The sequence below is a fragment of the Thalassospira permensis NBRC 106175 genome, from assembly GCF_000714555.1.
In the GTDB taxonomy this organism is placed as follows: domain Bacteria; phylum Pseudomonadota; class Alphaproteobacteria; order Rhodospirillales; family Thalassospiraceae; genus Thalassospira; species Thalassospira xiamenensis.
Genome location: NZ_AUNC01000056.1, coordinates 102,814 through 116,639, shown reverse-complemented (window position 1 = coordinate 116,639; position 13,826 = coordinate 102,814). Strand labels below are relative to the sequence as shown.

The 13,826-nt window shown below is 54.7% G+C and carries 15 protein-coding genes; 7 read left to right on the top strand and 8 right to left on the bottom strand.

Annotated elements, in window-relative coordinates; all coding sequences use genetic code 11:
- Nucleotides 1-130: 130 nt before the first annotated feature.
- Both SMB34_RS18255 and SMB34_RS18250 read right to left on the bottom strand, forming a co-directional pair.
- Complete coding sequence (locus SMB34_RS18255; protein WP_007089681.1) at nucleotides 131-1,660, bottom strand: inorganic phosphate transporter; 1,530 nt, start codon at nucleotides 1,658-1,660, stop codon at nucleotides 131-133.
- 170 nt (nucleotides 1,661-1,830) lie between these two features.
- Complete coding sequence (locus tag SMB34_RS18250) at nucleotides 1,831-5,430, bottom strand: AsmA family protein (RefSeq protein WP_037992210.1); 3,600 nt, start codon at nucleotides 5,428-5,430, stop codon at nucleotides 1,831-1,833.
- A gap of 402 nt (nucleotides 5,431-5,832) precedes the next feature.
- Here SMB34_RS18250 and SMB34_RS18245 point away from each other — a divergent pair, with 402 nt between their 5' ends.
- Nucleotides 5,833-6,669 (top strand): DUF2189 domain-containing protein, encoded by an 837-nt coding sequence (locus SMB34_RS18245; RefSeq protein WP_007089683.1) that lies wholly within the window; start codon nucleotides 5,833-5,835, stop codon nucleotides 6,667-6,669.
- Nucleotides 6,670-6,849: 180 nt separating this feature from the next.
- Nucleotides 6,850-7,230 (top strand): hypothetical protein, encoded by a 381-nt coding sequence (locus SMB34_RS18240; RefSeq protein ID WP_007089684.1) that lies wholly within the window; start codon nucleotides 6,850-6,852, stop codon nucleotides 7,228-7,230.
- A gap of 154 nt (nucleotides 7,231-7,384) precedes the next feature.
- Here SMB34_RS18240 and SMB34_RS18235 read toward each other — a convergent pair whose 3' ends face one another.
- Entirely contained in the window at nucleotides 7,385-7,624 is a 240-nt protein-coding gene (locus SMB34_RS18235; RefSeq protein ID WP_007089685.1) for a hypothetical protein, read from the bottom strand.
- A 159-nt stretch (nucleotides 7,625-7,783) separates the two neighbouring features.
- On the opposite strand from SMB34_RS18235, the gene SMB34_RS18230 reads away from it, so the two are divergent.
- On the top strand, nucleotides 7,784-8,518 hold the full coding sequence (locus SMB34_RS18230; protein WP_037992278.1) for a Crp/Fnr family transcriptional regulator: 735 nt from the start codon (nucleotides 7,784-7,786) through the stop codon (nucleotides 8,516-8,518).
- 35 nt (nucleotides 8,519-8,553) lie between these two features.
- Here the strand turns inward: SMB34_RS18230 and SMB34_RS18225 are convergent, their stop codons facing one another.
- The 4 genes from SMB34_RS18225 to SMB34_RS21580 all read right to left on the bottom strand — a co-directional run bounded on the left by SMB34_RS18225 (nucleotide 8,554) and on the right by SMB34_RS21580 (nucleotide 9,982).
- Nucleotides 8,554-8,772, bottom strand: a complete 219-nt coding sequence (locus SMB34_RS18225; RefSeq protein ID WP_007089687.1) for a hypothetical protein — start codon at nucleotides 8,770-8,772, stop codon at nucleotides 8,554-8,556.
- A 131-nt stretch (nucleotides 8,773-8,903) separates the two neighbouring features.
- The gene (locus SMB34_RS18220) at nucleotides 8,904-9,284 is read right to left on the bottom strand and encodes a hypothetical protein (protein ID WP_007089688.1); all 381 of its coding nucleotides are present in this window, start codon (nucleotides 9,282-9,284) and stop codon (nucleotides 8,904-8,906) included.
- Between the two features lie 117 nt (nucleotides 9,285-9,401).
- Nucleotides 9,402-9,599, bottom strand: a complete 198-nt coding sequence (locus SMB34_RS18215; protein WP_007089689.1) for a hypothetical protein — start codon at nucleotides 9,597-9,599, stop codon at nucleotides 9,402-9,404.
- Nucleotides 9,600-9,811: 212 nt separating this feature from the next.
- Nucleotides 9,812-9,982 carry a DUF3309 family protein gene (locus SMB34_RS21580; protein ID WP_167332785.1) on the bottom strand — a complete coding sequence of 57 codons (171 nt, stop codon included), beginning with the start codon at nucleotides 9,980-9,982 and terminating at the stop codon, nucleotides 9,812-9,814.
- 423 nt (nucleotides 9,983-10,405) lie between these two features.
- Here SMB34_RS21580 and SMB34_RS20800 point away from each other — a divergent pair, with 423 nt between their 5' ends.
- A complete protein-coding gene (locus SMB34_RS20800) occupies nucleotides 10,406-10,771 on the top strand; it encodes a hypothetical protein (protein ID WP_051682411.1) in 366 nt (121 codons plus the stop codon).
- A 117-nt stretch (nucleotides 10,772-10,888) separates the two neighbouring features.
- Here the strand turns inward: SMB34_RS20800 and SMB34_RS18200 are convergent, their stop codons facing one another.
- The gene (locus SMB34_RS18200) at nucleotides 10,889-11,800 is read right to left on the bottom strand and encodes a DMT family transporter (protein ID WP_037992207.1); all 912 of its coding nucleotides are present in this window, start codon (nucleotides 11,798-11,800) and stop codon (nucleotides 10,889-10,891) included.
- 166 nt (nucleotides 11,801-11,966) lie between these two features.
- Here SMB34_RS18200 and SMB34_RS18195 point away from each other — a divergent pair, with 166 nt between their 5' ends.
- From SMB34_RS18195 to SMB34_RS18190, 3 genes are read left to right on the top strand one after another with little or no spacing between them, the layout of a single operon-like run.
- Complete coding sequence (locus tag SMB34_RS18195) at nucleotides 11,967-12,875, top strand: LysR family transcriptional regulator (protein WP_037992206.1); 909 nt, start codon at nucleotides 11,967-11,969, stop codon at nucleotides 12,873-12,875.
- On the top strand, nucleotides 12,872-13,174 hold the full coding sequence (locus SMB34_RS21485; RefSeq protein ID WP_051682410.1) for a lipid A-modifier LpxR family protein: 303 nt from the start codon (nucleotides 12,872-12,874) through the stop codon (nucleotides 13,172-13,174). The genes SMB34_RS18195 and SMB34_RS21485 overlap by 4 nt, the downstream gene beginning before the upstream one ends.
- The gene (locus tag SMB34_RS18190; protein WP_240478871.1) at nucleotides 13,089-13,778 is read left to right on the top strand and encodes a lipid A deacylase LpxR family protein; all 690 of its coding nucleotides are present in this window, start codon (nucleotides 13,089-13,091) and stop codon (nucleotides 13,776-13,778) included. The genes SMB34_RS21485 and SMB34_RS18190 overlap by 86 nt, the downstream gene beginning before the upstream one ends.
- Nucleotides 13,779-13,826 lie beyond the last annotated feature (48 nt).

The window sequence follows — 13,826 nt, the reverse complement described above, 5'->3', positions numbered from 1 at the left end:
CCCCAGGCGTCAAGGAAAAACGGCGGTCAGACAAAGCCTGACCGCCGCTGCAGATCGCCACAAGCTGCTCCGGGGAAAAGGAGGAGCACCGTGCCGCGAAACGTCAATTCTGCGCCTAATTCCGACGGAATTAAAGCATGATCCCGCGAATGGTGAAAAACAGCAACGCGCCAAGGAACGCCCCGGCCGGAACCGTGATCACCCACGCGGTCGCAATCGTCACCGCATACCGACGCCGCACCAGCAACCGCTTGCGCAGTTTCTTCTCGGCCTTTTCGGCCTGTGCCGGGTCAAGCTGGCGCAGGGCTTCGATATGCTGTTTCTGTTCGTCACTTTCCTGTTCCGCACCGACCAGCATCGGCGCACTATCCATCCGGCGACGATGGCTTAGCGTTTCACGCAGAAACCCGACCCCAAACACCGCACCGACCGCAATATGGGTCGAACTGACCGGAAGACCCAGCGCGGATGCCACAATCACCGTCAATGCCGCCGACAGCGCCACGGTATAGGCCCGGATCGGATCAAGCTTGGTGATTTTCGATCCGACCGTCTTGATCAGTTTCGGCCCGAACAGGATCAGACCGGCAGAAATACCAATCGCCCCAATCACCATCACCCAGATCGGGATCGGGGCCGATGTCACGATCTCGCCGCTATCAACACCCGAAACGATGGCGGCCAACGGTCCAATGGCATTCGCCACATCGTTTGATCCATGCGCGAATGACAGAAGGGCTGCGGACACGACCAGCGGAATGCGAAACAGCGATGCGATTTCCTTGCGCCGCCCGGTCATGTTACGCGACGCATGCAGCACGGCCTTGCGGGTCGGCAACAGGGTGACGAAAAAGGCTGCGATACCGATAACAATGACCTGCCACGTATCAGCAGCCCAGATCTTTTTGATCCCCTTCATCATCAGATACATGGTGAAGGCCGATACCATCACACCGACCAAAATCGGCACCCATTTGCGAGCCGCTTCGACGCAATTTTCGGTATACAGAATCTTGAACTTGATAAAGGCAAGGAACGCGGCTGCGATCACGCCACCCAGAACCGGTGAAATCACCCAACTTGCGGCAATCGTGCCCATGGTCGGCCAATTGACCGCGCCAATGCCGACGGCTGCCATCCCCGCCCCCATCACACCGCCAACGATGGAATGGGTGGTCGATACCGGCGCGCCCAGCCATGTAGCAAGGTTAAGCCAAAGGGCAGCCGCCAGAAGGGCCGCCATCATCGCCCAGACAAAGGTCTGTGCATCGGGCATCTGGGTCGGGTCGATAATGCCGTTCTTGATCGTGCCGACAACATCGCCACCGGCGATAATCGCCCCGGCTGCTTCAAACACGGCTGCAATCAAAAGGGCGCCAACCATGGTCAGCGCCTTTGAACCAACCGCCGGACCAACATTGTTGGCCACGTCATTTGCACCGATATTCAGTGCCATGTAACCGCCGATCACCGCAGCGGCGATCAGAAATCCGCTTTGCGGCAGGCCGCCCATGTGAAAGGCGACAAAGGCGCTGCACGCCAAAAGAAAGACAAGCGCAAGTCCGAGCTTCGCACTCAGGGAGGCAGTCTCTCCGGCACCCGCATCCATGCGGCGCTGCCATTTGAGATCCTTATCCAGAGCGGTTTTCTTTGCGACCATGATCAACCGTTACTTAAAAAGGGAATCGACGCGCGGATCATGTCGAAGCAAACCCGGTTTGTTAAGGTTTTTTTGCCTTTTTATGACAGCCATGTCCCGACCGCATCCCGCCAATAGCAAAACGGCCCCGCACTGCAGGGCCGTTTTACGTTTGGAACAGTTGTGAAAAGCTATCGACCGAACTGGTTCAGAAGCCCTTTCAGAACATCCTTGGCCGCATCCTTGGCCGCATCCTTGCCCGAACTTCCCGATCCGTTATCGGATGAACCACTCCCGCCCAGTGCCTTATCAAGGATATTATCCAGAACCTTGATCGCGACCTTGTCCATGCGGCCGGTAATCGCCGGGTTGCTGATATTGCCCTTGGCGTAAACACTAAATGGCGGCAATTCTTCGATTTTCTCGGAAAAATCGAAATCGGCCTGTGTATCCATCTGCCATTTCGGCAGATCAAGGGTCGCATCGGCATCCGCCGTCCCCACACGCGATGTCGCTTCCACACGGGTGGTTTTGGCAATCCCGTTGGTGATGGCAATGTCGGCTTCAAGGGTCTGAACCAGATCGTTGTTACCGACCCCTTCAACCACCATCGCCTGCGGGCCCTGCTGCAACAATGCCTGGATGTTCAGCTTCGGATCAGCAGACCGTTTATCGGCATTGCTGAACCGGACATTATTCAGAACAAGGTTCGCCGTGCCATTCAACGCACTGACCAGCTTGCGCGATGTATTGCCCGATGCATTCACATCGAACCTGGTCGCCGCCCCGCCGATCACCATGTCATTGGCAACCCGGATCGGGGCCAGTTTGGCGATATCGGCACCATCAAGATTGCCTTTAAGGGCCAGCTTCGGCGTATCGGAATTACGCGCATCAAACGTGCCATCAATCGACAGATCACCATCGCCCAGAAGGCCGGTGAATTTCTGAATGGTCAGAAGCCCGGTCACGAGTGTCGCCTTAAGGTCCGGCTTCACAAGGCTGTAGGTATCGAAATCAAGCTGATCAAGTGCGACCGTGATATCGGCATCAATCGACCGCAGGGCCGACACATCAATCACCGTATCATCCCACGGCGTGCCGTCACGGGCATCAACAGTCGTAACCTTCATCGTGGTCGGCATATTGAAAGCCGCCCGGCGCGCACCGCTACCGCCTTCGGGCATCAGTCCGGCCCGTTTTGCCGCAGGCACGAACGGATCAACATTCAATACCCCGCCCGACAGGGCCACGGCCAGTTTCGGCTGCGCCCCGGTGGCGTCGAAATCAACGTCACCCCTGGTTTCAAACGGACCGATCCCGAACTTCGCGATATCAAGCGCGATATTCTTGGCATTGCCCTTGACCGTGCTGTCCAGAACCAGACGCCCCAGATTGCCCGACGGCTCATAGGTCGGTGCCAGCAACGGCAACACACGGTTCAGGCTTGATGCCTGCATCGCAAGTTTGCCATCGATGCCCGGTGTTGCCCCGAACAGGTCGCTCAGCACCCCGTTCAATGCCACCTGCATCAACGGGTTGGATACATCAAGATCAAGGTTCGGGCCGGTCACCGGGCCATTCAGCCCGATATTGGCCTGAATGCTTTTATATTCGCTGGCCGGTGCCGGAAGCGTCATACCCGTCAGCTTCGCCAACGGCACCAGCGTTTTGGCCGTGACTTTAAGCTTGATCCCCTCGAATGCCGGAACAGCCACATCGCCACGGAACACACCGCTGGCACTTGCCGAAAGCCCGGCCGCATCGGCCACTGCAAAATTGTTCAGCGTGATCTGCGAACCGCTCAGGCTGCCATCAATCGAAATGCCCTTGATCGACACACCCGATGAAATGATTTCATCAGCCGCCAACCGATAATTGGCCGCAACACCATCAAGCGGCGCCAGCGCATCCTTGATCATCCTGACCATGGCATCACCGCCCGCCGCGGGTCCCGACGACGGGGCCGCATCCGAACCGTTCGCTGCCGTGCCGGAATCCGTTGTTGCGGAATCGTTGCCCGCTGGGCTTGCCGCATCGCCATTTCCGGCGGCTGGTGCTGCCGAAACATACTGATCCAGATTGATACGATCAAGCTTAAGACCAATACCAAGTGCCGGAAGCCCCTCGCCGCTCAGATTGGCGACGATGGCACCGCGAATGGCCGTATCATCAATCCGCATATCCAGATCGGAAATATCAAGCTTGTCAGGTGTTCCCTTGACCCCACCGGTCAACGAGAAACGACGCAACCGGTCCGCCCGGATGCCATTAACATCCACCCCAAGCCAGCGCGCAACCGCGCGAATGTTTTCCGATGCCATCTCATAGGAAAGGGCCGCACTCGGCTTCGGACCTTCGCCCGAAATGCTGCCAAACACCGAGAAATCCGTCCCCCCCGGCAAACCGGCGGAAACTTCGTTCAATGTGATCTTGCTGTTGGCAATCGCGGCATTGATCCGCGCATTATGCACCGGCGTCTGGTTATAGATCAGGGTTTCAACTTCGAAATCAATCGATGCCGTCAGATCAGCCGGGATCATCGGACCATTGGCCGCCCCCGATGTCTTATCCCCCTGCGACGGAATGGATTGCCCACCAGCATCGCCCGCCGATCCATTTTCCGGGGTCGCCATGCCGCTGTCGCCCGTGCTGCCCGCACCCGTGTCCGGATTGGCACCATCGCCCATATGCGTCAGCACAAGGATTGAATCAAGATCAAGCTGATTGAAACGCAGCGCCACATCGGCCCGCATTTTCGGGTCCTGATCAATCGCAATTGCCCCCGATCCACGGGTTTCACCAAATCGGATCGACAGGTCATTAACCGTGACCGATTTGGCGTTGGCGGCAACCTGCCCGCCCAGATTGAACGGCTTGGCGGCGATATCGGGAATATCGGCACCTTCGCCTGCAATCCGAAGGGCCGCTTCGCGCAGATCATCAAACTTGCCGTCAATCTGGCCGTTAAAGCCCGGATATTCCGCCGAAAGATCAACCTGACCGCTTAAATTGATACCGCCATCGACCTTGTCGATGCCAATCTGCATGCCGACCGGGAACGGGCCGGTCTGGCTGATTTCGCCGACATTGAAATTAAACGTCAGCGGAATCCCGCGATAGAAAACATATCCCTCGCCCTTTGCCGGCCCCTTCAGGCTGTCGGCCGAAACGCCAAGCGTCAGCCCCTCGATCCGCTCCGTGCTGCCCGGTGTGTGATAAAGGATTGTCGCATTTTCGATTTCCAGACGGTCAATCTGGATCGTGCTGGCAAAATCGGATGATCCGCCGTCGCTTCCGCCCGATTGTGCATCGGGTGCCGCCTGTTCACCATTCGGTGCCGGGGAGGCGGATGGCGGTGTCGTGATCGTGCCGGCATCCGGCCCGCTTGGTGCGGCCTGTGCCGGATCAAACACCAGATTGTTGCTGCCGTCTTCAAATGTCTCGATGGAAATCACCGGATCAATCAGGCTGATCTCGGTCACCTGCACATTGCCGGTCAGAAGCGGCATCAGGGCGACAGAAACCCGGACTTCCTTGACCGACACCATGTCGGGATCCTGCGCGCCGGGCAGGTTGCCAAGCGTCACCTGCTCGACCGACAATGCCGGGAACGGCAGAACGGACATCGAAAGATCGCCGCGAATTTCAAGATCGCGACCGGTTGCTTCACGCACTGCCTGGGTGATCTGTGGCTTGTAACCGTTCCAGTCAATCAGGGAAGGAATGACCAACAGGGCAGCGATGATCACAACCAGAATGGCGCCAATCACGGCAAGGATCTTTTTCAACAGTCCGGCTCCGCTTTTTGCTCGGCACCGCTGAAACAGACATGTTTGCGCGGTGCGATGTTGTATTTATCTCAGTAGCATATGGCTCGTACCGCTCGTCGCAACAGAAAATGGCAATAAGTTGGTTGATGATACCATTTCCGCACGTTTTCGGTACGCGCATTTCCCTTTTACCGGTTCACCTATGAATTTGTGAGCAAGACCAGCGGTAATCAAGCATCCCCTATGGAAAACTGCCCCCGCATCCTCATATGAAAAACCTGTGCTATTGAACACAGCCGATACTGGCAATTGTTTTGCGAAGTGATACTATAAACAAAAAAGAACACACCATCAGGGCGTTGAGCCTGTGTATCAGCCACCTTGATCAATTCTGATCAACAGGGTGCAGGGAGGATGCAGATGTCCGAAACCACAATCGAACAACCAACAGGTTCCATCGGCGGGCTTCCGCAAGGCATTGCCATCCGCGATGTCACAAGTGACCAGTCCGGCAAATGGCTTGAAGCAGGCTGGCGCGATTTCAAACGTACCCCCGCCATCGGTCTTGCCTATGGCGGGCTTTGCGTCATTGCCGGTTATCTTATTCTACTCAGCCTGTTCCAATCGGGTCAGCCCTATCTGACCCTGCCGCTGGGTGCCGGTTTCATGCTTCTGGCACCGGTGATTGCCGTTGGCCTTTATGAAACCAGCCGCCGCCTTGAAATGGGTGAAAATGTCACCCTGTGGCACAGCCTGAACGGTTTCCGTCGCAATCCGGGTCAGCTTGGCGCGATTGGCGTCGTCCTGATGCTGTTCTTTCTGGCCTGGACGCGTATTGCCATGCTGTTATTTGCGCTGTTTTACAATGGCTCGGTCCCGTCGCTTGATGTGCTGGTATGGGAAACCTTCTTCTCGCGCGATGCCATCACCTTCCTGATTACCGGCACCATCCTTGGCGGTGTGCTGGCGATGATGGTGTTTGCCATTACGGTCGTCTCGATCCCGCTTCTGGTGGATCGCGATATCGATGTGATCACCGCCCTGATCATAAGTGTTGCGGCGTTTCGCAAAAACTGGCGGGTGCTGACCGGGTGGGCAGCCATGATTGCGGTCATGGCGGCGTGTGGCATGGTGGTCTTCCTGCTGGGTCTTGCGGTCATGATGCCGCTTCTGGGCTATTCAAGCTGGCATGCCTATCGCGGCCTGATCGACACTGAAAAGGCCGAAGCCCGACGCCTGCGGCGTGTGGTGCCATAACCCCCGCCAAATAGCATTTCACATCGGCGCAAGGATGCCTGAAAGCAGCCTTGCGCCTTTGTTTTTGCCAAAAGAAACCCGGCAAAACTAACCCGTGTTAGCTAGCCCGGATGCCCCATGTGCTAAACCTTTCGATAGCTTGGCGGAAGTTCCGTCGAGCCTTGTTTAAGGCACACGCGCATGACACAGAAAACTGTCGAAGCCGACAAAACGGCCACCTCAATTCCCGCGCCCCTTCTCGAAGTTTTTAACGGACCGCTTGCATCGACGGTTAAAAACAATTCCGAAGCCATCGCCAATAGCATGCAGGTCGTTCCTGCAAAGCTTGGGGAATTTGTCGCAGGCCGGATCAAGGCCAATGTACAGCTTTACCAGACGTGTCAGGAATGCACGGATTGGTCGGACCTGATGGATGCGCAGCAAACCTGGCTAAAAGACACCAATGCCGCATTCGCCGATCAGACCAACACCATCATCGCAATGACCCAGTCCCTTTTTGGCCAGATCGAGGTCCCCAAAGGCACCCCGGAAACAAAAGTTTCCGATAAAGCGCACAAATAAGATCTGACAACATTGACGACCTTCAATGTCACAGACATCGAAACGCATCACAAAAAAGGGCGGGATTTTGCGCGATGCAGAATCTCCGCCCCTTCATGTCGGGATATTGAATATTTCCGCCTGAAAAGCATTTGCCGAAAACCGTTACGCCCGACTAAGCGGGATGCCGTACCGAATTGCCACCTTTGATGATTGCTTTGATCAGATCATGAACGGCCTGATGATGGCCGTCCACTTCCACCCCGGGTTCGCCGGTGACATGCGCGCTGGCCGCATCTTCAAGAATACCGATAACATCCTTGTCCGTCATAAGGCCCATATCTCCCAGACAAAGCAAGAGAGACTCGCAAATCGAAAGGGCAGCAGCACCTTGAACGCTGTATTGATCATCCATTTTATTTATCCTTTAAATAATCTTGAATTTATCGCATCTATCTTGCGAAATATGACCAAAAGATTTATCATCATGTTTCACAACCAGCGTAAACACAGATCAGGATTTTGAAAATATTGGCATAATAATTTTTATTATTTTGTCATGAAAGAAAAACACATGATTTCGTCTACAAAATTTGTTGTTAAAAAGCTGAAATCTTTCATCGATCTGACCGATAATGAAATTTCTACATTTTCTTCGCTACCACACAGATTGATCACACTTTCCGCCGGGCGCGAAATTGTTCACGAAGGACAGCGGGCACACAATGCCTTTATCCTGCTTGATGGCTGGGTCGCGTCTTACAAACTGCTGCCCGATGGCACGCGCCAGATCATCGATTTTCAAATTCCTGGCGACTTCCTCGGCCTGCGCAGCCTGTTGCTGCGGACCTCGGATCACAGCTTCGAAGCGATAACCGAAATCACAATCGCTGAAATATCAGCCCAGAACATGAAATCCACCTTCGCGAAATCCCCCCGTCTGGCAAGTGCCATTCTCTGGGCAGCGTCGCGCGATGAGGCGATGGTTGTCGAACATCTGGTAAATATCGGCCGCCGGTCTGCGATTGTGCGCACGGCCCACTTCCTGCTGGAACTGGGGACCAGATTGAATCTGATCGGGGTCGGCACCCCAAACAGCTACCCCTGCCCGCTGTCACAATACCTTCTGGCCGATGCCTTGGGCCTAAGCGCGATCCATATCAATCGTGTACTGCGCCAATTGCGCGAACAGGATCTGATGACCTTCCAGAAGGGGATCGTGCATTTCAACAATCTTGAAAAGCTGATCGCCCTTGCCGATTTTCAGGTCGGCTACCTTGATCAGGACGAGCCCATCATCCGGCATTGATCCGGCCATACCGGGCATCGATCACCCCCGTGCGATCAAAAAACCTTGCCTGCCATCCACGCATCGACATCCTTTGTCGCCTGCTCTTCGGACAGGCTGGCGCGGACTTTGATCATATTGCAAAACTGCCCCTTGGTCCGGATCGTCGAAAGATCATAATGCGTCAGGAATTTCCAATGCTTCTGCGCATCCCTGAGGTAACCCTTTTTGCGGGTCACGGCTTCGGCTGTTTCGCCACCCTGGAAACCAAACATTTACACTCTCCTGTTTGTGATATTATTGAATTTCAAAATGAAATGAATAGCCCAAATCAACCGGGAAAACCGGGCGATATCGCCCGGCCCGTTGATCGGATCAAAATGCCTTGGTCGCAGATATCGGGATGTCAGCGAATAACCATCGCAAAGGGTGATCTGGCAGATGAAACCCGGCTTGCACGGTGTATTTCGCCCACCAAATGCAATTCCTGTTCGGAAATATCGGCATCAAGAAGGGCCAGTTCTTCTTCCGCGATCTCGTCCATCACCAGCGCAAGATCAAGTTCTTCAAGACTGACCAGGATCGAAAGCCGCGCCGCATCGGAAGTCGGCGTCCCATTGATATGCAAAAGCGACAGGACCGGCTGATAGGTGACGAAACTATCGCCCTCCGCCAGCTCTTCGTATGTCTCTACACAATATGTACCGGCTGGCAGATTTCGTGTACGGCCTGTCAAATTGAACGGATGCTTGAAACGGTAAACATTGCTGATCGTGCGGACACTCATGGAAGCCTCCTGTGTACTCAGGTGAAATCCTGCTGTTGCGTCATGGCCTGTTTGAAAAAAACCACCCCGACGAAACCGCCGGGATGGAAGATGTCAATAGGGGTAGGACATCAAAGTTCAGTTCAAAGCTTTGGTCGCTGCGTCGAGCGATTTGATACATTCAGGATCGTTTTTGGCCTTTTGGGCCGTTTCGGCAGCCTGATAATGCTTCAACGCCGCTTCTTTTTTCGGACCGGAAGGTGCCTTGTCCCAGGCAGCCTTGACAGTCTTCATTTTCTCGGCAGCGGACTGCCCTGAACTCTGTTGTTCTTTCATAGCCATTGACCTTAAGTCTTGATTTCATGAGGGCAATATAGGGGGACTTGTCTTGAGCATCGGGGGTCCGACTGTGGGCGACAAGTATTGCCCTGAAAAAACCGAATTTGAATAACTGAACATTCAGCATTCATGATGACTTTTAACCGAAATTCCAAAGCACAGAACTAACCTGTGTTTGTATCCGGCAAAGTTTTTATCTTGGCATTACATTAGAAAAACAGCTTCACATCATTTGTGAATGATACGCCCGCAATAACGACAATCATCACAAGTATTATCGAACATGGGTAATAGCCCCACCTGCGGCTAAAAGACCAGATTGGCATGGTCACGACAAATATCGATCCCAAAATCATCAGTATCAGGAATGTAAGCGACATGATGCCCTCGTTCAATCGAGTGGCCGCCAAGATAAAGAACCTATCCAAACGGAAAAAATTCATTCTTTCATGATTATACAAATTTGAAACCCGTGCACTGATCTGTGTTTATTTATCCATCAAAAAACAAAAATAGAACATTCGATAAAATAACCGGATCAGCGTACAATAATATTCAAAACAAAATGAAACATGTGAAATGAAATGAAAACATCTTCGAACAGGATACTTCACATATCCACGGCACAATCAGAATTTCCGCTTGAAGGCTGTCCGTTCAGCACACCGGCTCCCTTGCCAAAAAAAGAGCCGGACGAAGGATATCCGCTGCGCTCGTAAAATGATTTTGCCCTCCCCGCCGAATGTCCCGCGCACCATCGGACAGGGTCTTTGCCGGGGCCACCGCAAATGGAGCCTCATGACATGACGACCATCAGAACCATCCAGAAAACATACGCCTTCCACCATCCTTTCCACCTGAAAGGCTTCGATCACAGTTTCCCGGCGGGCTCGTACAATGTTGAAACCGAAGAAGAAATGCTCGAAGGGCTGTCTTTCGTTTCCTACAAGCGGACCGGAACCACGCTGCATATGATCCGCACGGCAACCACCATCATTGAACCCAAAATATTCAATATCGACCCGCGCGATTTCGACCTTGCCGTGCTTCGTGATCGCCATCAATGTGCCGAGGAAACCGAATTGTCAGACGCGCCATCGATGATGTCGCGCGTCGACAAACTGGCAATTGAAAGAGGCGAAAACGAAGGCATGACGCCCCGTAAATAGGGACACAACGGCACGATCCGCCCCACCGCCAGATACCCCGAAATACAAACCACCGCCCGGCGATACGGGCGGTGGTTTTCTTTGCTCAAGGGCGCGCTCAAAGCAGGCATCGAGCCCCTAACTGGTCGCCGAAGCCCGACGATCCGATGGGCGTGCGGGCCGGACAAGGAACGTCCCCGCCACCACACAAGCCAGTGTCACGATCAGTTCCGGGCGCAATGTTTCCCCCAGAAGCAACGTACCCCCCGCAAGACTGGTTAGCGCCATGACATAGCCGATCTGGCTGAGGAATACCGGGCCTGCCACGCGCTGCAATTCGAAATGGCAGATATACATCATGCTGGCGACCGCCATCTGAACCCCGATGATCAGCCACGCCATGCCATTGCCGAAATCGGGCACATGCAACTGGTCCCGTCCGGTTTCGAACCCAAGGCACAGGATCGCACTGGCCAGCATCATCCCCGACGCCAGCGTCAGCGGCGACGCCCCCGCGGGCCATGCCACGGTCCGGTAAACATTGCCAACCGCCAGACTGACCGGGATCAGGGCCGCCACCAGCAGGTAAACCAGAAGGGTGCTATCGGGTGCACTGATCTGCGGCACATACAAAAACAGCACACCGCAAAAACCGACCATCAACCCCATCAGGCGCTTGAATTGCGCGGTTTCAATCCCGATCCCCATCGAAATCAGGTATGTCATCAGCGGCGGCAGGGCGGTAAACACACCGGCCATCGATGCCCCGATATAGGGCACCATGAAATAACCAAGCCCCATCGGGATCGCGAGACTGACCAGACCGGCCACAAAATAATACCGGATATACCTGGCCCGCAACGGCGGCAAACCACCCCGCCCGACCGACAATATCGCCAAAATCAATCCGGCACCAAGGCACTGCCAGAACAGATAGGAAAGGGCGGGAATACCTTCCTGTGCCGCAACCTTTGACAGCAGGATCGAACTGCCGCCCATCGTTCCGGAACCAATCAGCAATAAAACAGGTTTGAGCCAGGTGGCGCTCATGGTCGTGATCCTTCCTCGGGCCTGCGCGGATATGTGGGGCGCGCAGGCAATTTCAATTTTGGTGAAACTAACACAACATTACCAGTCGATCTTGCCGCTATTTGATCGTAGTTTATTTCCAGTATGGAAATTATAGGGTTGTTTGACCGGAATACGGGGAACAGGAATGGACCGTCTGCGCGCACTGGAATGTTTTCGTAAAATCGCCGAACGTGGCACATTTGCCGCCGCCGCCCGCGAACTCAACATGACACCCGGCTCGATGACCAAGCATATCAACGCGCTTGAAGATCAGCTTGGCGTGCAGCTGATCGCGCGCACCACGCGCCGCATGAGCCTGACCGAGGCGGGCGAAACCTATCTCGCGCGGATTACCGTCATTCTGGATGACATGACCGATGCGGATGAAACCGTGCGCGATCTTAACGACGGGCCGCGCGGACGGGTGCGCATCGCCGCCCCGATGTCGTTTGGCATCCGGCAACTGTCCCCGATGATTGCCGAAATGATCGATGCCTATCCCGAACTGACCATCGAACTTGAACTCAATGACAAGGTCGTCGATCTGGTGGACGAAGGATTTGATATCGCCCTCCGGGTCAGTGAATCGCTGCCCAATTCAAGCCTTATTGCCCGGCGATTATGCGGCTATTCCAGAGTCTTATGCGCAAGCCCCGCCTATATCGCCAAATCACCCCCGCTAACCCGGCCAGAGGATCTGTTGCACCACAACTGCTTTGTTTACACCAATGACAGCCGCCCGGGTTTCTGGACCTTCGTTGATGGTGAACATGAACGCAGCGTTCAGGTCAAAGGCCGCTTTTATGTCAACAGCAGCCTTGCGAAGCGTGACGCACTGCTGCAAGGTTGCGGCATCACGCTGACACCGCGTCTGGTTGTCGACGATTTACTGCAAGATGGCAGGCTTGTCAGTCTTCTGGATGATTTCGCCCCGCGCGAGCTGGGCCTTTATGCTATATGTGCACCGCAACGTCATAAACTGCGTAAAATCAGAACCGTGATCGATTTCATGGTCCGGAAATTGCGCGTCAATAATGATCAGAGCATTCGATGACATCGCCCAAAACCATTTCGAAACGTCTTCTGGCATCGCTGCCCGTCCTTGGTGTTCTGACCATGGCAAACATCGCCCATGCCCAGCAAAACACCGCATCCGGTCCGCAATCGACCCGCACCCCCGATGATAAATGGGGGGTGTCGCTATCGGTTGAAAACGATCTGTTCACCAAAAACAATCAGGACCAGCATTACACCAACGGTGTCCGGCTTGCTGTATGGCAGTGTCGGGCTTCTGTCCGATACCGGATTGCAACGCGACGACGACAGCAACTATTCGCGGATCGACACCCTTGAACTGACCCTTGGCGTTGTCGGGCCTGCATCCTTTGCCGACAATACCCAGAAAGTCGTTCACGAAATGATCGACAGCCCCGACCCCAAAGGCTGGGACAACCAGATCCACAACGAACCGATCGTCAATCTGGCTTATGAACGCAAATACAGAAGCTGGTTCGAAGGCGATGTTCTCGGTCTTGAATATGACGCCACCCCGCATGCCGGTTTCATGCTGGGCAATGCCTATACCAATGCTGAACTTGGCACCATGTTCCGGCTGGGCTTTGACCTGCCGGGCGATTACGGCCCGCCGCGCATCCGCCCCAGCCTGCCGGGTTCGGATTTCTTTGTCCCCGACACACGCGGCTTCCCCGTCAGCGGCTATCTGTTTGCCGGGGCTGCCGGTCGCTGGGTGCTGCGTGACATCACCCTTGATGGCAACACGTTCCGCGACAGCAATTCCATCGACAAGGAACCGCTGGTTGGCGATCTGCAAATCGGCTTTGCCGTCATTGTCGGTCAGGCGCGCTTTACCTACACCCACGTCTATCGTACCGCCGAATTCGAAGGCCAGGACAAGGGCGATCAGTTCGGATCGCTGTCCATGTCCGTCCGTTTCTGATCCGATACCCGATATTACCGCACAAAAAACGGAGCCTCTTGGGCCCCG

Coding starts and splice junctions, on each gene's coding strand:
- SMB34_RS18255 (WP_007089681.1), bottom strand. CDS start 1,660: ATGGTCGCAAAGAAAACCGCTCTGGATAAGGATCTCAAATGGCAGCGC.
- SMB34_RS18245 (WP_007089683.1), top strand. CDS start 5,833: ATGTCCGAAACCACAATCGAACAACCAACAGGTTCCATCGGCGGGCTT.
- SMB34_RS18240 (WP_007089684.1), top strand. CDS start 6,850: ATGACACAGAAAACTGTCGAAGCCGACAAAACGGCCACCTCAATTCCC.
- SMB34_RS18235 (WP_007089685.1), bottom strand. CDS start 7,624: ATGGATGATCAATACAGCGTTCAAGGTGCTGCTGCCCTTTCGATTTGC.
- SMB34_RS18230 (WP_037992278.1), top strand. CDS start 7,784: ATGATTTCGTCTACAAAATTTGTTGTTAAAAAGCTGAAATCTTTCATC.
- SMB34_RS18225 (WP_007089687.1), bottom strand. CDS start 8,772: ATGTTTGGTTTCCAGGGTGGCGAAACAGCCGAAGCCGTGACCCGCAAA.
- SMB34_RS18220 (WP_007089688.1), bottom strand. CDS start 9,284: ATGAGTGTCCGCACGATCAGCAATGTTTACCGTTTCAAGCATCCGTTC.
- SMB34_RS18215 (WP_007089689.1), bottom strand. CDS start 9,599: ATGAAAGAACAACAGAGTTCAGGGCAGTCCGCTGCCGAGAAAATGAAG.
- SMB34_RS21580 (WP_167332785.1), bottom strand. CDS start 9,982: ATGTCGCTTACATTCCTGATACTGATGATTTTGGGATCGATATTTGTC.
- SMB34_RS20800 (WP_051682411.1), top strand. CDS start 10,406: ATGACGACCATCAGAACCATCCAGAAAACATACGCCTTCCACCATCCT.
- SMB34_RS18200 (WP_037992207.1), bottom strand. CDS start 11,800: ATGAGCGCCACCTGGCTCAAACCTGTTTTATTGCTGATTGGTTCCGGA.
- SMB34_RS18195 (WP_037992206.1), top strand. CDS start 11,967: ATGGACCGTCTGCGCGCACTGGAATGTTTTCGTAAAATCGCCGAACGT.
- SMB34_RS21485 (WP_051682410.1), top strand. CDS start 12,872: ATGACATCGCCCAAAACCATTTCGAAACGTCTTCTGGCATCGCTGCCC.